We start from the raw sequence: 19,645 nt of genomic DNA, 5'->3' as shown, positions 1-19,645 counted from the left end.
CACATTATATAAGGGTAAATGTTATTGTAATTTTTAAAACCACAAATACAAACACATGAAAAATATAAAATACATAGTACTTTCCGCAGTACTTTTAGGGTTAACAGCTTGTAATAATGATGACGATTCAGCAGCTGCAGGAAATACTTATCCAGATTTAGTAACTGGTAGTGCCGATTTTTCAACCTATGTTTCTGTTGGAAACTCTTTAACTTCAGGATATACAGATAATGCATTATTTATTGCAGGACAAAACAATTCATTTCCAAATACATTGTCTAGCAAATTTGCCTTATCAGGAGGTGGTACATTTACACAACCTTTAATGAATGATAATTTTGGAGGAATAGCTTTAGGAGGAACTAGAATAATAGAACCTCGCCTAGTTACAATTGGAGCTGGCCCAGTAGCATTAGAGTCTATAATTGGTCCTGTAACTGTAACTACAGATTTGGCTATAAATAATCCCACAGGTCCATTTAATAATATGGGAGTTCCTGGAGCAAAAAGTTTTCACTTAATCGCACCAGGTTACGGTAACTTATCTAATTTATCGGCAGGATTAGCAAATCCTTATTTTATACGTATGGCGTCTGAGCCAAATGCAACAGTTTTAGCAGATGCCGTAGCACAATCCCCAACATTCTTTACGTTATGGATTGGTAATAATGACATCTTAGGATATGCAACATCAGGAGCAGATGCTACTTTAGATCAAATTACAGATCAAGCAACTTTTGATTTTTCTATCAATACACTAGTCACATCATTAACAGCTAATGGTGCAAAAGGAGTTATGGCAAATATTCCTTATGTTACAACAATTCCACATTTCACAACAGTACCTCACAATCCATTAGATCCTTCAAATCCATCTTTTGGACCACAAATACCAACATTAAATTCTATTTTTGGCGCTATCAACTTAATATATGATGCTCTAGGAGAATCTCAAAGAAACATTGTGTTTTCAACAACTGAAGCAAGTGCTGTAGTTATTAAAGACGAAAGTTTAACTGATATTTCTGCTCAAATAGAATATGCATTAAATAACAGTCCTACATTTCCGGCATTTATAGCACAATTTGGTTTACCTGCTTCTGCAGCACCAGTTGTTGCTAATTTATTAGGAACCACTTACGGACAAACAAGACAAGCTACTGCAGCAGATTTATTTGTACTACCTAGTAGCGCAGTTATTGGAACTGTAAACAGTGATTATGCTGCAGGATTAGAACTAGGTGGCTTACCAGCAGCTTTAGCAGCACAATTTGCTATAGAAGGGATAACACTTCCGTTAGCAGACAAATGGGTATTACTACCAACTGAACAAACTGAAATTGCAGCAGCAACAGATGCATTTAATGCCTCTTTACAAAATGCAGCAACTAATGCAGGTTTAGCTTTTGTTGACGCAAATGCATTAATGACACAGGTAGCTAATGGAGGTTATGCCGAAGGCAACTTCATTTTAACATCTAGTTTAGTTACAGGAGGTGCTTTTTCATTAGATGGTGTACATCCAACATCAAGAGGATATGCCTTAATCGCTAACCAATTTATGAAAGCTATCGATGCAACATACGGTTCAAATTTTGAAGCTTCAGGAAATTTAGTAGACATTGGAGAATATCCAACAAACTACAGTCCTACTCTTCAATAACATACATATTTACAGCAAAAACTAACGCCTTCAATTTGAAGGCGTTTTTTATATTATGAAAACCTAAATAAATGCCTTTAATTTTAAATTAAAAAAACATATCTTTGCATCGCGAAAAAACCGCTAGCTTAATTATTTTGAGCAAGTATTCTTTTTCGATTATTTTAATATCTAAACATTAAACACATAAGTAATGTCAAAAGTTACAGGTAAAGTTGCACAAATAGTAGGTCCAGTTATCGATGTTGAATTCGGAGCTGAAGCTGAACTTCCAAAAATTTACGATTCATTAGAAATAAAAAAACCTGACGGTTCTCTTCTAGTATTAGAAGTACAATCTCATATTGGAGAGAATACTGTACGTACTATTGCGATGGATTCATCTGATGGGTTAAGCAGAGGAACAGAAGTTACTGCAACAGGCGCGCCTATTCAAATGCCAGTTGGAGACAATGTTTACGGACGTCTTTTTAATGTAATTGGAGATGCTATTGATGGTTTAGGTGATTTACCTAAAGCTGGTGATGCTGGTTTACCAATTCACAGACAAGCGCCAAGATTTGAAGACTTATCAACATCTACTGAAGTTTTATTTACAGGAATTAAAGTAATCGACCTTATTGAGCCTTATGCAAAAGGTGGTAAAATTGGTTTATTTGGTGGAGCCGGAGTAGGTAAAACTGTATTAATCCAAGAGTTAATTAACAATATCGCTAAAGGACACGGTGGACTTTCAGTATTCGCAGGAGTAGGTGAAAGAACTCGTGAAGGAAATGACCTTTTAAGAGAGATGTTAGAGTCTGGAATTATCAAGTATGGTGATGACTTTATGCACTCAATGGAAGAAGGTGGATGGGATTTATCTAAGGTTGATAAATCTGGAATGAAAGAATCAAAAGCAACTTTTGTTTTTGGTCAAATGAATGAGCCTCCTGGAGCTCGTGCTCGTGTAGCGCTTTCAGGATTAACTATTGCTGAATATTTCCGTGATGGTGCTGGTGAAGGACAAGGAAAAGATGTATTATTTTTCGTAGATAATATCTTCCGTTTTACACAAGCTGGTTCTGAGGTATCTGCATTATTAGGTCGTATGCCTTCTGCAGTAGGATACCAACCAACATTAGCAACCGAAATGGGTGCAATGCAAGAACGTATTACTTCAACTAAAAGAGGATCTATTACATCTGTACAAGCGGTTTACGTACCTGCAGATGATTTAACCGATCCAGCTCCCGCTACAACCTTTGCTCACTTAGATGCTACAACTGTATTATCTCGTAAAATTGCTGAGTTAGGTATTTATCCTGCAGTAGATCCTTTGGATTCTACTTCAAGAATTTTAGCAGCAGATATTTTAGGTGATGATCATTACGATTGTGCTACTCGTGTAAAAGAGTTATTACAACGTTATAAAGAATTACAAGATATTATTGCCATCTTAGGTATGGAAGAATTATCTGAAGAAGATAAATTAGCGGTTAATAGAGCAAGACGTGTACAACGTTTCTTATCTCAACCTTTCCACGTAGCTGAACAATTTACAGGTCTTAAAGGTGTGTTAGTTGACATTAAAGAAACTATTAAAGGATTTAATATGATTATGGATGGTGAATTAGATCACTTACCAGAAGCAGCATTTAACCTTAAAGGTTCTATTGAAGAAGCTATTGAAGCTGGAGAAAAAATGTTAGCTGAAGCTTAAAACTAGTAAGCAGTAAAACAGTAAATAACCTTGGTTAAATACTAATTACTGATTACTAAATACTAAAAAAATATGTATTTAGAAATTGTATCACCAGAAGCAACTTTATTTAGTTCAGAAGTAGATTCTGTTGTTGTACCTGGAATTAACGGTGAATTTGAAATGTTGAATAATCACGCCCCTATTGTTTCTTTACTAGGAAATGGTGTTGTAAAAATTCATACACATAAACAAAGTCACTTAGTTTTTGACGAATTACACGCAGAAATTATTCCTCATAATGATGATGATAAAATTCTTACTGTTAAGATTAGTTCAGGAACACTTGAAATGAAAGACAATAAAGTAATTATCTTAGCTGACTAAGCATAATTACAATTGCTATATAAAAATGCCCAAACAAGTTTGTTTGGGCATTTTCTTTTATATAATAGTTTATAAAATTAGCTATAACTATTCATCAGCAACATATTTTAAAATATCACTTGGCTGACAATCTAAAGCTTTACAAATAGCTTCTAAGGTTGAAAATCGCATAGCTTTTGCCTTACCTGTTTTTAATATAGAAAGGTTTGCCGTGGTAATTCCTATGGCTTCTGCAAGTTCATAGCTTTTCATTTGTCGCTTGGTAAGCATCTCATCTAGGTTTACAAGTATGGCCATAATTTATACAGTAAGTTCGTTTTCTTCTTTAGCCGTTTTTGCAATTTTAAAGGCCTCACTTAATACCATAAAAAACAAGCCTAAACAAGACATCAATAAATACGGAGTGACTCCTAAATTGATTGTAAAACGGTTTTTAAAAAACAAGTTAATACAGAAAAATAAGACTGCACAAACAATCCCTAAACCAAAAAGCAACTTCCCAATCTTATTATAATTATCAATAACAAGATCATCAAAAGGTTTTCGACGTCTGAAACAAGTTAATGTTTTTCGGAATAAATAAAAACAGTAAACTGCTACACCACACAAAATATCAATACAAACCATAAACAGCTTAATAAACCAAGGAGACATAGATGAATCGATTTCAATGGAATCAAAAATTTCAATCGCTTCAACATCAAAAAAAACAATTACCGTAATTATCAGCATAAATAACAAAAATGGAAGACAGTTTACAAACCATATAAAATCGATTAGTGCTTTTAAAATTGAAAGTTTTCTCATAAATATTATCGTTTAACAATAACAAATATAATAAAATTATCGAAAAACAATAATATTTTAAAAATTAATCACTTTATCATAAGCAGTTTTCATGTTTTTAATGACAATTTCAATTTCATCTTCATTTAAATGTCCGAAGCCAAAACGAATCGCACAAGTGTTCTTATCTTGATATAAAATGGTTTTAGGTAGAAACACCTCTAATTTTTCAGCCTCTTCTGCAAGTTTAACTAACGATACCGTTTTAACAAACCGCAACCAAATAGCCAAACCTCCTAATGGAATTTCATAAATAATGCTGTCTTCAAAATAATACTTTAAATAATGACATAAACAATCGCGACGCTGTTTATAGGTGACAATATTTTTTTTCTTGAGTCGGTAAATTTCACCTTCACTAATCAGTTCCGATAGCATTTGTTCTTGTATTAAATCACCTTGTGTATCTAATAATTGGAGATAATTTTTAGCTTCAGATATAAAGTTTTCGGGTGCAACCACAAAGCCGGTATGAAAACTAGGAAACAACGATTGTCCTAATTTCCCTAAATAAATCACCATACCATGTGTATCAGCACTTGCCATGGGCAACATCGCAGAACCTTCTAATTGAAAATCATAATCATAATCATCTTCTATAATCGCAAACCCATACGCTTTTGCAAGTTGTAATAATTCTAAACGACGTTTTGCACTCAACGTGGTCATAGTTGGATAATCTCTATTTGCACACACGTACACACAACGAATACTTTGTTTTATAAAATGTTTTTTTATATATTCAATATTTATACCCTCATCATCAACCGGAATCGTTCTAATTGTAGCACCTGCTTCTTGAAAAATCATATTGGACGCATAATTACTTAACTGACCAACTAGCACCAAATCATTTTTTGCAATTAAAAGCTGAGACACCATATAAAGGCTCATTTCGGTACTACGTGTATTGATTAAGTTTTTTGAATTGATATAAAAACCACGAGTTGCGTTTAAATAATTACAAAGTTGAGAAGTAAAAACCGAAGGAACTGAGGCAGTTGTCTTATTCCATTTATTTGGTAATGATTTTCTTTTCATCGCCGCACTATACCAACGTGAAAATTGATGAACGGGATGCAAACGCAAATCAGGTTTCCCATCATTAATTATATATTTTGCTGTGGTTTCTTGTGCTGTTGAAGCTAAATGAAATGACTTTTGAAAAGGAAAACCAGCTACTTCAGGATACGCATAAGCATCATCTAAATATGTAGCCGGTGCCTTAATTTTTGAAGCCGCCTCTTCCGGATCTAAAACAAAAGTTCCTTTATTAGCAATAATATCTACCCAACCTTGCGATGCTAACTCATCATAAATGGCAACAGCTGTATTTCTGTGTAAATTTAAAACCTCACTGAGAGTTCTAGTCCCAGGTAACTTACTACCTTTACTTAAGTAACCCCGTTGTATTGCATTTATAATTTGCTGAGCTACTTGAATGTACACAGGTTGCACAATACATTTATCGAAGATAATGAGTTGTTTTATAATTTGACTAACCGGACTATTCATTGTTTTAATACTGGACTATTTTAATCGTCCGGAAAGTTACGACTTTTGCAACGTTCAAAATAAATTCTTCATACTGAATGTCTTTTTTTTGAACCTTAACAATCTATTGAAAACATAAACAGATGAAAAATACAATCTTACTTTTCACATTTAGTGTAATTACGTGCTTTAATATAAACGCACAACAAGAAGAAATGAAAACCGACTCGCTACAAGAGGTAATAATTACCTCGTCGCGTATAGATTTACCTTTCAAAGAAAATTCAAAAACAATAAGTATCATTACTGCTGCCGACATAAAACAAAGTGCAGCAACTAATGTCGCTGATTTATTACAGCAAGTTGCTGGTGTTGATATTAGACGTCGTGGTACTGGAGGAAGTCAGGCAGATTTATACATTCGTGGTGGTGGTTTTGACCAAACCTTATTACTTATTGATGGAATTAAAGTTGAAGATGCACAAACAGGACATCACACACTTAACATGGCGTTACCTTTAGAAGTTATTGAGCGTATTGAAATTGTAAAAGGACCAGCAGCAAGAATTTTTGGACAAAATGCTTTTACTGGAGCTATAAATATTGTGACTAAAAAGCATATTGAAGATTTAGTAGCTGTAAAAGCTGAAGCAGGTTCATTTGGGCAAAAAAATGCCTCAATCACAGTTGGTAGCAACCTTGAAAACTCATCACATATTATACATGTTGAGCGTAATACTTCAGACGGGTATCGTTACAATACAGATTATGATAACCAAAGCTACTTTGTAAAAAGTACTTTTAACACGAAGAATGCACCAATTAATGTGATTGCAAACTTTCAAGAACGCAAATTTGGGGCTAACGGATTTTACGCCTCTCCTAGTGCTATTGATCAATATGAAGAAACTCAAACAAGTTTAATTGGAGTTTCAACAGAATATAAAATAGAAAATCTAACCATTAAACCACGTGTGTATTGGAGACGAAATCAAGACATTTATGTTTTTGTAAGACAAGATCCTTCTATTTATAGAAATGTACACATTGGAAATAAAGTGGGTGCCGAAGTTAATGCCTCTTACAAATCTAAATTTGGAACCACAGGTTTTGGAGTAGATATTGCTAAAGTGGCCTTATCTAGTAATAATTTAGGAAGCAGAAATCGTTTTATGACCAACGCCTTTTTAGAACACCAATTTAAATTCTTAAACGATAAAATTGATGTCACTCCAGGTGTAGCTTTAAATTATTTTTCTGATTTTAAATTCCATGCTTTTCCAGGAGTTGATATTGGATATCAAGCTGCCGAAAACTTAAGACTTTATGGAAACATAGGTTATACATACAGAGTACCAACATACACCGATTTATTTTATAGCGATCCAACCACTTTAGGTAACGAAAACTTAGAACCTGAAGAAGCTATTGCTGAAGAATTTGGAATTAAATACAACACCAAAAATCTTACGGTATCTGCAGCAGTTTTTAATAGAGATTCTAAAAAACTAATTGATTTTGTAAAAGAAAATGAAGCCGATTTATGGGAAGCCGTAAACATTGTAGATCTTAACACTAAAGGATTTGAAGCAAATGCAAAATATGCGTTTACAGCAGCTAACCATAAGCAAAGCATTAATTTAGGATATACATTTATTGAAGATGAAATTAAAGATTTGAATGTAAATTTCTCAAGATATTCAATCAATTCGTTAAAACACCAAGCTACGGCATCATTTAGAAGTCAGTTTTTCAAAAATATCTCGCAAACCATCGTTTACAAATATGCCCAACGTACCTCAGGACAAAGCTACAACGTATACGATGCAAGTATAGCGCTAACTCTTAAAGCTTTTGAAGTTTCGGTAATAGCAAACAATATCTTTAATGCAGAATATTCTGAAACCAATTTAGTACCTAATCCAAAAGGAAATGTTTTATTTGGATTGAGTTATGTGTTTAAATAATCTTATCAGATTGTAACAAATCATAAACTTTTGATACTTATATATTAAATCCTTTATTGCTATTGTAAATATGTGATAAAGGATTTATCTTTCAGTATTAATTTTAATCTACAAGTTTATGATTGATTGGTTTTCAGCTTTAGCAATATTATCCAAATTCTATTGGGCAATTGCACTTATTGGCTCACTTTTTTTTCTTTTTATAATCATTACCACATTCTTAGGAATTGATGGCGGCGATGACTTTGGAGATGTAGATGCAGAAATAGATGCCGACACTGGTATTGAATTTCAATTTATCTCATTTAAAAACTTAGTTGGATTCTTCACCATATTTGGATGGAGCGGAATCGCATGTATAGATGCCAACCTAAATAAAACCTTAACCATAATTATCTCTTTTATTGCTGGTTTACTAATGATGATTATTATGGCAGCCATGTTTTATTATATGAAAAAACTTACCGAAAGCGGAACTTTAGTTTATAAAAATGCATTAAACGCAACTGGTGAAGTTTACTTAACCATAGGTGCAAACCGATCTAAAATAGGAAAAGTAAGCGTAACTGTACAAGGTTCGCTTAGAGAACTTGAAGCGATTACCGACTCAAATTCCGAGCTAAAATCTGGTACCGTAATAACCGTAGTTGATGTAACAAGTAACGGTATTTTAATTGTAAACAACACTTCAAATCAATAAATTTTAAACACTATGACACAGCTTCTTGCTCAAGATTTTAATTTAGGACTACCAATTACTATTGTAGTTGCACTCCTATTTATTTTTGTTCTTTTAATTATCCTAATACGACGTTACAAACGTTGTCCATCGGATAGAATTTTAGTCGTTTACGGAAAAGTTGGTGGTGGTCAATCTGCCAAATGTATTCACGGTGGAGCTGCATTTATTTTACCAGTATTTCAGGATTACGAATTTTTAGATTTAACGCCAATTTCTATTGAAGTAAATTTAGTAAACGCCTTATCTAAGCAAAATATCCGTGTAAACGTCCCATCAAGATTTACAATTGGAGTGTCTACTGAACCTGGAATTATGCAAAATGCTGCTGAAAGATTATTAGGTTTAAACCAAGATAATATTCAAGATTTAGCACAAGAAATCATATTTGGTCAGTTACGTTTAGTTGTAGCTTCAATGGATATTGAAGAAATAAATAATGATAGAGATAAGTTTTTAACCAATATTTCTCAATCTGTTGAGACAGAATTAAAGAAAGTAGGTTTAAAACTAATTAACGTAAATATTACAGATATCGTAGATGAGTCTGGATATATTGAAGCACTTGGTAAAGAAGCTGCTGCACATGCAATTAATGCGGCACGTAAATCTGTTGCAGAGAAAAATAGAGATGGATCAATTGGTGAAGCTAATGCGGTACAAGATGAAAGAACTCAAGTTGCTGCTGCAAATGCACAAGCTGTAGAAGGTGAAAATACGGCTAAAATTGCTGTAGCAAATTCAGATTCATTACGTCGTCAACGTGAAGCAGAAGCAGAACGTGTAGCAAATGCATCTGAAAAAGTACAAAGCGCAAAAGCCCTAGAGGAATCTTATGCTGCTGAGCAATTAGCAGAAACAGCAAGAGCCGAGCGTGAGCGTTCTTCTCAAATGGCAGATATTATTATTCCTGCAGAAATTGATAAAAGAAAAGTAGAAATTGATGCTGAAGCTGAAGCTGAAAAAATTAGAAGACGCGCCAAAGGAGAAGCAGATGCTATTTTATTTAAAGCACAAGCTGAAGCCGAAGGTTTATACGAAGTATTAACAAAACAAGCTGCTGGTTTAGATCAAATTGTTAAAGCTGCCGGAAATAACTCAAGAGACGCCGTACTATTATTAGTGGCCGATAAATTACCAGAATTGGTAAGATTACAAACCGAAGCTATTAAAAATATTAAAATTGATAAAGTAACCGTTTGGGAAAACGGTAGCGGAAAAGATGGAAAAACATCTACAGCTAACTTTTTATCAGGAATGTACAAATCTGTACCACCATTACAAGAAATGTTTGATATGGCTGGAATGAAATTACCAGAATACTTAAAAGGTAAAGACGTTCCCGAAGATGCTGAAGTAATTTCAGATAATAAAGAAGGTTAAAACAACACTTACAATCACAAAAAATCCCGCTACATAGCGGGATTTTTTATTTTAAAGCTTCCTAAAACAGAAACAGGAAACAACTATACACTAAAAAATATATAAAACTCTATTATAATATGGATTCAGCTAAATTTATTCCATCGTCATATTGAAGTCAAAAAAACAAGTTATATTATTTAATAAGCAACAAAACAAACATTTACACAAAGTACTTTTCAATTAAAAAAAACACATAAGTATCTAAAATAAAGCACTATATTTGCATCCTTAAAAAATTTAAAACAAAATATCATGAAAAAAATAATTCTAGCATTAGCACTTCTTTCAGTAGCTTTAGTAAACGCTCAAGCTTATAAAGGAAAAGGAGATACCAAATTACAAATTGGAGCTAACTTTCAAGAATATGCTACAGGTATAAACGTAACTTATGATGTTGGTGTTGGAGAAAACATATCAATAGGATTATCTTCTACTTACGCTTTAGGTCTTAAAGACGGATTAGATGCTAATTTTGGAGATCGTTTTGATCTTAGAGCTCGTTTTAATGCTAACTTAGGAAACGTTATTAATATTGATGAAAACTTTGACGTATACCCAGGATTAAGTTTTGGTTTAAAAAACTTTGGTGGTCACTTAGGAGCACGTTACTTTTTTACAGACGGTTTTGGTCTTTTTACTGAATTTAATGCACCATTAGCAAAATACAATACTGACACCTTAACAGCAGCTGAAAAAATACATAATCAGTTCACTTTTAACATTGGAGCTACTTTCAATTTATAAAAAGTACTACTCAATTATATAAATTAAAAAGAGCGCAATATTGCGCTCTTTTTTGTGAGTTTTTCTTTAAATGTAAGAAAAAGATTACTATTAATTACATTTCATCGAAAAAAAGAGTACTTAATAGCGTTATGTCAGAAATAAGTCTTAAAATAGCATAATCAAAAACCATAAAACGCTATTAACTATGAAAATTAACCTACATATTTTTCTAGTTGCTATATTATTTACAATACCATCAATTGCTTTAAATAGTTTAGACAACACTGCAAATTTAAATACTGCAAGTAAATTATACACACCAACAATACCAACATTAACAGGATTTACTTATATTTTTGATTCTGGAATATCGGCAAACCAAACTTTTATACTTACAGATACTTCTGCTGGTACAAAATATTACTTGGTAGATGCAGTTACAAATTATGAAGTATCTACTATGCCAACTTCAGGATTTAATGATCAACTTACAATTGCACCATTAGACTTCATTGCAGGTGAGATAACAGTATATGTGAGATTAAAATCTAACTTAGAAATAGGGACATACAATAGTCAAATAAACCTTTATTATTCTAATACTCCAGATAACTATATAAGTATTGGAGAAGGTAGTCAAATTATCATTCAAGGAGAAGTAACCCCTAAAACATCAACTTGGGATGGTACAACTTGGTTAAACGGAACACCAGATATTAACACATCAATCACATTAACTGCTGATTATGATACTGCTTTAGGGAGTATTGAAGCTTATAACATACAAGTTAACGCAGAAAAAACACTATCAATAGCAAACAGTACTTATGTGAAAATTAAAAATGACGCTGTAGTAAACGGTACATTATCAGTAAGTACAAATGGCGCATTTATACAAGTTAACGATAACGGAACATTTACTTTAAACGAAGAAAATGGTTATGCAGTAGTAAATAAATTAACAACACCTTTAAACAAATGGTATGATTACACTTACTGGAGCTCTCCTGTAGTGAACACCACAACAGCTGATGCTTTTACATCTTCAAATCCAGGAATGCGTTATTGGTATAATCCTGAAAATTTCTTAGATATTTTAGATGGAGCGACAGCTGGACATGATGATATAGATGATAATGGTGATGATTGGTTATTATTATCAGAAGAAATGGTATTACAACCAGGTCATGGTTATGCTGCAACACATTCTGGAGGTAGTAATTTTACTTCAGGAACAGCTTATCCTTACAATTTTGAAGGTGCATTTAATACCGGAACAATTACAGTACCTATCCACTACAATGGTGACAATGGAGATGCCGATTGGAATTTTATTGGTAACCCATATCCTTGTGCAATAAGTGTAGATGCCTTTTTAGCTGAAAACCCAACAATTATTGGAAGTGCAATTTACCTATGGTCACATGCCTCTCCGCCTTTAGCTGCTAATTCAGGAAATGAAACTTATAATTTTAACACTAATGATTATGCAATTATTACCGGAGCAAGTGGTGAAGTTGCAGGAGGATCAACAGTAATACCTAATCGTTATATCCCATCAGGACAAGGTTTTTTTGTACAAGGAATGGCAAACGGAACTGTAACTTTTACAAATGCAATGCGTGTAGCAGATAACAGTAGTAATAATCAGTTTTTTAGAGCAGATAACACGCAAACAGACAACAAATTATGGTTAGATTTAAAATCAGATAGTGGTGTATTTAATCAAGTTTTAGTTGCTTATGTAGATGGCGCAACTAACTCAAACGATGGTTGTGATTATGATGCAATGAGAAACTTATCAAGTGGAGCTCCAGCAATAATTTACACAACTATACAAGGAAATACTAACAAAAAATATGCTATTGAAGGAAAATCACCAGAAAGCTTAACTATAAATGAAAGTATTGACTTAGGGTTTTATACTTCGGAAAGTAATACGACTCAGTACACGTTTTCAATAGCTAAAAAGCAAGGTGATTTTTTAAGTAACCATTCAATTTTTATAAAAGATAATTTATTAGGAATGTATCATGATATCACAAATAGTGATTATGAATTTACTTCTGAAACTGGGGAATTTAATTCAAGATTTGAAGTTGTATTCACTCAAGAAACATTAAATATCTCAACAAATGAATTTGAAAACGCACTTACTGTAAGCGAAATAAACACTTCAGAAATTCAGTTTAAAATGTCTAACAATACAAATATAAACAGTGTTTCATTATACAATATATTAGGTCAGTTAGTAAGTACTGAAACTGCAGATACAACAACATCAACAATAAATACAACCTTATTAGCAAAAGGAACTTATATAGCTAAAGTAGAATTAGCAAACCAAGTAATACTTACCAAAAAGCTTATAAAACGTTTATAAAACACATTTTAAATCCCCACTCTTAAAACCCTAAATTATATATATTAATCTATATAATTTAGGGTTTTATAATATCATTCATAGCCTCGTATATTAAATGCGATTCCCAACCACGGTATAGTAAATAATCGGACAGTTTTTTACGTTTCTTCCAAATATCGGTTTCAGTAAGTGTATCGGCTTTCTTATTCGCTAATTCATAAAAAGTACTCAAATAATCGGCATCACTAATTTCTTTCATTGCCATATTTATATTGTACACCCCTATATCTCTACGCTTCAACTCTAATTTAATACGGTTACGTCCCCATTTTTTTATGCGGAATTTCCCTCTTGCAAAAGATGTTGCATAACGTGTTTCGTTTAAAAAATTGTCTTGTATTAGCGAATTTATAATCACATCGCTAGCTGAATCAATCATACGTAAACTACGCAACTTCTCTTTCACCTCCTTATGGCAACGCTCTTGATAGGCGCAATAAGATTTTAATTTTTCGGTAGCTTCAATAACCGTATATGTTTTGTGAGTATTCATAGTTTACAAATTAGTAACTTTTTAGTAATAATCTACAAAAAATCTAGTAACATTTTTTCAATACATTTGACTCCCCTCTCTTTAAAAAAACAATTAATTAGTAACAATTCTTTATGAAAAAAAATTACATTCTTTTTTTAATGGCATTTTTATGCGCTTTTGTATCTGGTTTTGGGCAAACAACAGTTTCCTATGATTTCTCAACAGGAGGCGCTACTTCTGGAACTTTAGATGCAAATATTAGTTTTGGGTCCTTTAAAAATAATGGAACTTCTAATCCCGCTTTAAATGGTGGTCAATTAAGATTATACCAAAATGCAACAAAAGGCGGTTCAATTATAATATATGCTAGTAATGACATGATAATTACAAGTGTAATAGTGCATGCTTCAGGTACAACAGGACCAGCAGGATATGATGTAGACGGAAGTTTTGTTTCAAACTTAGTAACATCTACAACATATACAATGAATGGTCTTTCGGCTACTAGTAGTGTTGAGTTTTTTCAAAAAGATGGATCTAGCAGTAATAGAATTTATATAGATTCTTTTGAGGTTACCTATATGTCAACTTCAACAGACACAGAATTAAACTTTGCTTCAACAACCTATACTGCAAGCGAAGGAGATAGTATGATAAGTCTTTGTGTAGATATTATTAATGAAAGCGCTACACCAACAACAGCAAATGTAGTTTTAACTTCATCGAGTACTCCACATATAACCTATTCTACAACAGGGGTTACGTTTCCTGCAAATAGTTCAACTTCACAATGTGTAACAATAAATATAGCAGATAATACAGATTGTTTTGATGCCACAGATTATATTCTTGAAATTCAAAGTGTAAATGGTGGTTCTAGCGCAAGTGCAGGTAGTGATAATAAAACTACTTTAAGTATTAGTGATAATGATGGTACAAATGGTGCCATAAAAACACTTTCATTTGAAACTGGAGATGATTGGGGATATTCTGGGACAGGTCAGTTAGAAGACGATTTCAACAAATATAATGGAACAATGTCCTACGAAATGAATAATAACGAATCTATAGAATTAGATAATGTTTCACTAGTAGGATATACAAATGTAACACTTTCTGTTGCATACGCTGCAACAGGAGTAGATGGTAGTGATGATTTAGATTTAGAAATTTCTTATGATGGTGGGAGTACCTATACAGATACAAAATTAATAGATGGAAGTAGTAATTATAATCTTAATATAAATACTGTAGGCACAGTAGCAAGGAATCCTGTACAAGCAAATCCTTATATAGTTAATATTCCATCAACCGAAACTCAAATTAGAATTCGTTTCTCAGATCATTATGCAGATGGTAGTGATTATTACTATGTAGATGATATTATTTTATCAGGAGAAAGCTGTTCAACACCAATGCCAGAAATAAACATTCTAGGAAATACCACAGACATTCCAGATGGTAACACAGCAATAGCTACAACAGACAATACTGATTTTGGAGATGTATTAATTACAACTGATACTAGTTCAAATACATTTACTATTCAAAACACAGGAACATTAGATTTAGATTTAACAAGTGTGACGAGTTCTAATAATTCAGTTTTTACAATTTCAGGAACAACCTCAGCAATTATTGCTGCTGGAAACTCAGTAACTTTCACAGTAACTTTTGCTCCTTCAACAATAGGAACTGCAACTTCAACAATTACAATATTAAGTGATGACACAGACGAAGCTACTTACACATTTAATGTAGAAGGAAACGGTATCGCAATTCCATCAATAATTTTACATTCTGAAAATCCTGCAGTAACCGCAACAAACTTACAAGCGGATGATAATATTGAAAACACACCTATTTATGCTTTCGATTTATCAGTTACCAATTACGAAGCTGAATTAACAGCTTTTAATTTCACCACATCTGGAACTGCTACAAACGCAGATATAAATAGTTTGAAAGCTTGGTATTCTACTGATGCAACATTTAATATAACAGATACTAATTTAGATAATATTACTACAACTTTAGGAACAGGTATACACAGCTTTTCAGGATTATCACAAACCATAGCAAACGGTAATACAGGTTATATTTTTATAACAGCGAGTTTGCCTTGTAACGCTACAAATGGCAATACTATAATTGTAAATGCTATTACAACAGCAGATTTAACCTTTACAACTGGTAATAAATCAGGAATAGCTTACCCTAGTGGCACACATATCATTACAGAGGTACCACCAAACAATATTACAAATTTAACAACCGTAAACTGCGAAAATAACGGTGTAAATCTTTCTTGGACAGATGCAACAGGCTGTTACGACAATTATTTAGTTGTAGCCTCAACAACCTCAGAAAATGCACCAACAGGAAACAGTTTTACAGCTAATACAACATACGGATCTGGAACTACTTATGAAAACGGATATGTAGTTTATCAAGGATCTGGAACCTCAACAAGTATCTCTAGTTTAACAAATGGCACACAATATTACTACACCGTATTTACAAGAAATGGAAGTTCTTGGAGTTCTGGTGTTAGTGTTAATTGCACACCTAATATCGCTTATTGTGACCCAAGTAGTTGGTCGAGTAGCGATTCTGAAATAGAAGGTGTTTTATTGACTGGAGAAAATAACGCTATTGCTTTTTCTTCAACAAATATTTGTACAAATACAGTACAAGATAACACCTCTATGAGTGCCGATTTAGCTGAAGGAAATGCTTATATATTAACTGTTGAGTTTGGTGACTGTAATGATGGAACATATTACAATGGTGCTGGAGCTGTCTGGATAGATTGGAACCAAGATGGTGACTTTGATGATACCGGTGAACTAATAGGAACTGCAACAATCAATTTTAGTGGCTCTAATATTAATGTTGATTTTACAATAAATGTACCTTCTGGTCAAACTCTAGGAAATTACAGAATGCGTATAATTCAAGATGAAGGAGGTACTGAAGCTGCAATAGATCCTTGTACAAATCCTGGTTATGGAACCATTGCAGATTACACCATAGAAGTCATTACTTCTTGTACACCAACCCATACATTTACATCTATGCTACCAACATCTGGTCCTGAAGAAACAGAAATTACGGTTACAGGAACAGGATTTACAGCAAGTACAACAGCTAATTTTGATGGCATAAATGCTACAGTAGATTTTGTAGACGCTACCACTTTAATAGTACACGTACCAGCAGGAGCTACAACAAGTACCATTACACTTATTGAAACGGGATGTAATCTTCAAACAGGTATATTTACAATAATAGAAGCAGGAGGATCTTGTGTTTCTACTTCTGGTTCTTTTTCAGACCTTATTATTTCCGAAGTTTATGATTCAGAAAGTAACAATGCTTGGTATATGGAAGTGTATAATCCTACAGATGCTACTATTGATTTATTAGCGGGTAATTATAAAATAGAAAGATACGGTGATTATACAGATACCACTCCGGACAGAACCATAGCCTTAACTGGTACTATAGCTCCTTATACTGTTTACACATTACGCTTAGGAGATTCAGGGAACCCTTGTAATACAATAAGCTTTGATCAAACTTTAATAGCACAAGGTATCAATGAATCAGACAAGATTATATTAACCAAACAAGACATAGCATTAGACACGGTTTACACACCTAACAATAAAGGGTACTCTATATATAGAGACCCAACAAGTACAGGTCCCGTTAGTACGTATTCTGCATCAGACTGGACAACCTTAAACAATGAGACTTGTACAGGTTTAGGTATATTTAACTACACCCTTTCTATTACTTCCCCATTAATTTCCGCTATAACAGATACTAGTGACTGTACTTTATTAGATTTTTCTATTACAGCTACAGAAGGAGACACGAGTACAACAGGAGACCTAAGCTACCAATGGTATTATAACGATGGTGTTAGTACTACTTGGACAGCAGTTACAAGTACATTACCTACAGGTTACACCATTTTAGGAGAAGCTGGAAACAACCTATTAATAGAAGGAGATACTAATTCTTTAAGTCATTTAAATAGCCATCAATTCTACTGTGAAGTAACAGAAGCGGGATCTTGTAAAGTAACTTCCAATGCTGAAAAAACAAATGCAAATGCAACCACATGGAACGGAACTGTTTGGTCTCATGGAGCTCCAGATATTAACACAGTAGCAGTAATAGATGGAAACTACAACACAACAATAAACGGAAGTTTTAGCGCATGTACCCTACTTATTAATGCAGGAAAAACACTAACAATTACTAGTAATGAATATACTGAAATATATTTTGAAGTAACCAACAACGGAATCTTTAATATTGAAAACAACGGATCACTTGTACAAATAGATGATGATGCAATAAATACAGGAAAGATTAGCATGAAACGTACAACTGCTATTAAAAAACTAGATTATGTATACTGGTCATCACCCGTAACAGGATTTAATGTTAATGCAATTTCACCAGACACACCCACAAGTAGAATTTACAAGTGGAATGCTACTGCATATAATTACTATTTAACTCAAGGAGACTGGGAATCTGCAGCAGGTGATACCATGGCAGCTGGTATGGGGTATATTGTTAGAGGTCCAAACTCATACGATACAACTACAACAAGTTACACTGCAAACTTTAATAATGGTGTACCACACAACGGTGTATATAATGTTTCTGTACTTAGAGGATTAAATCTTTCTCTAGATTTTAATGATGATGATTGGAATTTATTAGGAAATCCATACCCATCTGCAATATCTGCAGACGCCTTTTTATTAGACCCCGTAAATGCAGCTTCTCTTGATGGATTTATAAATATATGGACACACGGCACCTTACCTACCGACACCATACTAAGTCCTTTTTATGAGCTTTTTGGAATTAACTATACCGCAGACGATTATATAACTTACAATGCCTCAGGAACCTCAAGTGGCCCAGGAACATTTGATGGTTATATTGCCGCAGGACAAGCTTTTATGGTAAACACCGTTGATAGTCCTTTAATTATCTCCTTAAATACAACCTTAAATGCTCAATTTAATAATAGCATGAGAGACAAAGTGCATGACAATACTCAATTTTACAGAACAGCAACTCAATCTACCGCAGTAAGTAAACATCGTATTTGGTTAGATTTAACACCTCAAAACGGCACTACTACAAGAATTTTAACAGGCTATATTGACGGTGCTACAGATGATAGAGATCGAATTTATGATGCTGTAGTTGATCAACAAAATTTTTATTCAACAATTAATGATGAAGCATTTGTAATACAAGGAAAAGGATTACCATTTGTAGATACAGATACAATTCCACTAGGAGTAAATCTTACAGAAAGCGGAAGTCACACAATATCTATTGCAGCAGTAGATGGCCTTTTTGAAACCGAAAACCAGAACATTTATATTAAAGATAATCTAACACATTTAACTTTCAATATCACTAACACACCTTATATTTTCACTTCAGAAGCAGGGATTTTTAATGAGCGTTTTGAAATTGTTTTCAGACAAGAATCATTAACACTAAAAGATCATATGCTTACAATAAAAGATATAAAAATTACAGAACTTAGTAATGGAAATGTGCAATTTTCAGTAGCTTCTAATGTAACAATTAAAACCATACAAATTATAGATATTGTAGGACGCACACTATACCAATTACAAGGAAATAGTAATAGTGAAATTTATACACTTTTAGCCTTAAGTAATGCAACTTATATTGCTAAAGTGACATTGTCTAACGGGCAAATAATCAGCAAAAAAGCTGTAAAAAGATATTAAAAACTTATACTAC

13 protein-coding genes are annotated in these 19,645 nt (G+C 33.2%); 9 read left to right on the top strand and 4 right to left on the bottom strand.

What is annotated here, in order from left to right:
* Positions 1-55: 55 nt before the first annotated feature.
* The 3 genes from ACU4C5_RS06310 to ACU4C5_RS06300 all read left to right on the top strand — a co-directional run bounded on the left by ACU4C5_RS06310 (position 56) and on the right by ACU4C5_RS06300 (position 3,731).
* Positions 56-1,663, top strand: coding sequence for an SGNH/GDSL hydrolase family protein (locus ACU4C5_RS06310; RefSeq protein WP_446846214.1), 1,608 nt, complete (start codon positions 56-58; stop codon positions 1,661-1,663).
* A gap of 193 nt (positions 1,664-1,856) precedes the next feature.
* Entirely contained in the window at positions 1,857-3,365 is a 1,509-nt protein-coding gene (atpD, locus tag ACU4C5_RS06305) for a F0F1 ATP synthase subunit beta (RefSeq protein ID WP_446846213.1), read from the top strand.
* 72 nt (positions 3,366-3,437) lie between these two features.
* On the top strand, positions 3,438-3,731 hold the full coding sequence (locus ACU4C5_RS06300; protein ID WP_446846211.1) for a F0F1 ATP synthase subunit delta/epsilon: 294 nt from the start codon (positions 3,438-3,440) through the stop codon (positions 3,729-3,731).
* 87 nt (positions 3,732-3,818) lie between these two features.
* On the opposite strand, the gene ACU4C5_RS06295 is transcribed toward ACU4C5_RS06300, so the two are convergent.
* Genes ACU4C5_RS06295 through ACU4C5_RS06285 form a run of 3 tightly spaced genes read right to left on the bottom strand, consistent with a single transcriptional unit; the run spans position 3,819 to position 6,092 of the window.
* The gene (locus ACU4C5_RS06295; RefSeq protein WP_446846210.1) at positions 3,819-4,028 is read right to left on the bottom strand and encodes a helix-turn-helix domain-containing protein; all 210 of its coding nucleotides are present in this window, start codon (positions 4,026-4,028) and stop codon (positions 3,819-3,821) included.
* Between the two features lie 3 nt (positions 4,029-4,031).
* The gene (locus tag ACU4C5_RS06290; protein WP_446846209.1) at positions 4,032-4,538 is read right to left on the bottom strand and encodes a DUF2975 domain-containing protein; all 507 of its coding nucleotides are present in this window, start codon (positions 4,536-4,538) and stop codon (positions 4,032-4,034) included.
* Between the two features lie 57 nt (positions 4,539-4,595).
* A complete protein-coding gene (locus ACU4C5_RS06285; RefSeq protein ID WP_446846208.1) occupies positions 4,596-6,092 on the bottom strand; it encodes an aminotransferase-like domain-containing protein in 1,497 nt (498 codons plus the stop codon).
* Positions 6,093-6,214: 122 nt separating this feature from the next.
* Between ACU4C5_RS06285 and ACU4C5_RS06280 the strand changes: the two genes are divergently transcribed.
* The 5 genes from ACU4C5_RS06280 (at position 6,215) to ACU4C5_RS06260 (ending at position 13,311) form a co-directional block, all read left to right on the top strand.
* Positions 6,215-8,038, top strand: a complete 1,824-nt coding sequence (locus ACU4C5_RS06280; RefSeq protein ID WP_446846207.1) for a TonB-dependent receptor plug domain-containing protein — start codon at positions 6,215-6,217, stop codon at positions 8,036-8,038.
* Between the two features lie 118 nt (positions 8,039-8,156).
* The gene (locus tag ACU4C5_RS06275) at positions 8,157-8,738 is read left to right on the top strand and encodes a hypothetical protein (protein ID WP_446846206.1); all 582 of its coding nucleotides are present in this window, start codon (positions 8,157-8,159) and stop codon (positions 8,736-8,738) included.
* Between the two features lie 12 nt (positions 8,739-8,750).
* Positions 8,751-10,160, top strand: a complete 1,410-nt coding sequence (locus ACU4C5_RS06270) for a flotillin family protein (protein WP_446846205.1) — start codon at positions 8,751-8,753, stop codon at positions 10,158-10,160.
* Positions 10,161-10,454: 294 nt separating this feature from the next.
* A complete protein-coding gene (locus ACU4C5_RS06265; RefSeq protein WP_446846203.1) occupies positions 10,455-10,946 on the top strand; it encodes a DUF6646 family protein in 492 nt (163 codons plus the stop codon).
* Positions 10,947-11,133: 187 nt separating this feature from the next.
* Positions 11,134-13,311, top strand: coding sequence for a T9SS type A sorting domain-containing protein (locus ACU4C5_RS06260; protein ID WP_446846202.1), 2,178 nt, complete (start codon positions 11,134-11,136; stop codon positions 13,309-13,311).
* A 58-nt stretch (positions 13,312-13,369) separates the two neighbouring features.
* Here the strand turns inward: ACU4C5_RS06260 and ACU4C5_RS06255 are convergent, their stop codons facing one another.
* Complete coding sequence (locus ACU4C5_RS06255; protein ID WP_446846201.1) at positions 13,370-13,846, bottom strand: regulatory protein RecX; 477 nt, start codon at positions 13,844-13,846, stop codon at positions 13,370-13,372.
* Positions 13,847-13,959: 113 nt separating this feature from the next.
* Here ACU4C5_RS06255 and ACU4C5_RS06250 point away from each other — a divergent pair, with 113 nt between their 5' ends.
* Positions 13,960-19,632: a RemA C-terminal-like gliding motility protein gene (locus ACU4C5_RS06250; RefSeq protein WP_446846200.1), complete on the top strand. Its 5,673-nt coding sequence runs from the start codon at positions 13,960-13,962 to the stop codon at positions 19,630-19,632.
* The last annotated feature ends 13 nt before the right edge of the window (positions 19,633-19,645 follow it).

Source organism: Lacinutrix undariae, assembly GCF_052934785.1.
This window is presented reverse-complemented; position numbering and strand designations above follow the sequence as displayed.

What these genes read in the sequence shown, in the direction of transcription:
- ACU4C5_RS06285 (WP_446846208.1), bottom strand. Translation starts at nt 6,092, where the DNA reads ATGAATAGTCCGGTTAGTCAAATTATAAAACAACTCATTATCTTCGAT.
- ACU4C5_RS06295 (WP_446846210.1), bottom strand. Translation starts at nt 4,028, where the DNA reads ATGGCCATACTTGTAAACCTAGATGAGATGCTTACCAAGCGACAAATG.
- ACU4C5_RS06280 (WP_446846207.1), top strand. Translation starts at nt 6,215, where the DNA reads ATGAAAAATACAATCTTACTTTTCACATTTAGTGTAATTACGTGCTTT.
- atpD (WP_446846213.1), top strand. Translation starts at nt 1,857, where the DNA reads ATGTCAAAAGTTACAGGTAAAGTTGCACAAATAGTAGGTCCAGTTATC.
- ACU4C5_RS06250 (WP_446846200.1), top strand. Translation starts at nt 13,960, where the DNA reads ATGAAAAAAAATTACATTCTTTTTTTAATGGCATTTTTATGCGCTTTT.
- ACU4C5_RS06290 (WP_446846209.1), bottom strand. Translation starts at nt 4,538, where the DNA reads ATGAGAAAACTTTCAATTTTAAAAGCACTAATCGATTTTATATGGTTT.
- ACU4C5_RS06270 (WP_446846205.1), top strand. Translation starts at nt 8,751, where the DNA reads ATGACACAGCTTCTTGCTCAAGATTTTAATTTAGGACTACCAATTACT.
- ACU4C5_RS06300 (WP_446846211.1), top strand. Translation starts at nt 3,438, where the DNA reads ATGTATTTAGAAATTGTATCACCAGAAGCAACTTTATTTAGTTCAGAA.
- ACU4C5_RS06310 (WP_446846214.1), top strand. Translation starts at nt 56, where the DNA reads ATGAAAAATATAAAATACATAGTACTTTCCGCAGTACTTTTAGGGTTA.
- ACU4C5_RS06255 (WP_446846201.1), bottom strand. Translation starts at nt 13,846, where the DNA reads ATGAATACTCACAAAACATATACGGTTATTGAAGCTACCGAAAAATTA.
- ACU4C5_RS06275 (WP_446846206.1), top strand. Translation starts at nt 8,157, where the DNA reads ATGATTGATTGGTTTTCAGCTTTAGCAATATTATCCAAATTCTATTGG.
- ACU4C5_RS06260 (WP_446846202.1), top strand. Translation starts at nt 11,134, where the DNA reads ATGAAAATTAACCTACATATTTTTCTAGTTGCTATATTATTTACAATA.
- ACU4C5_RS06265 (WP_446846203.1), top strand. Translation starts at nt 10,455, where the DNA reads ATGAAAAAAATAATTCTAGCATTAGCACTTCTTTCAGTAGCTTTAGTA.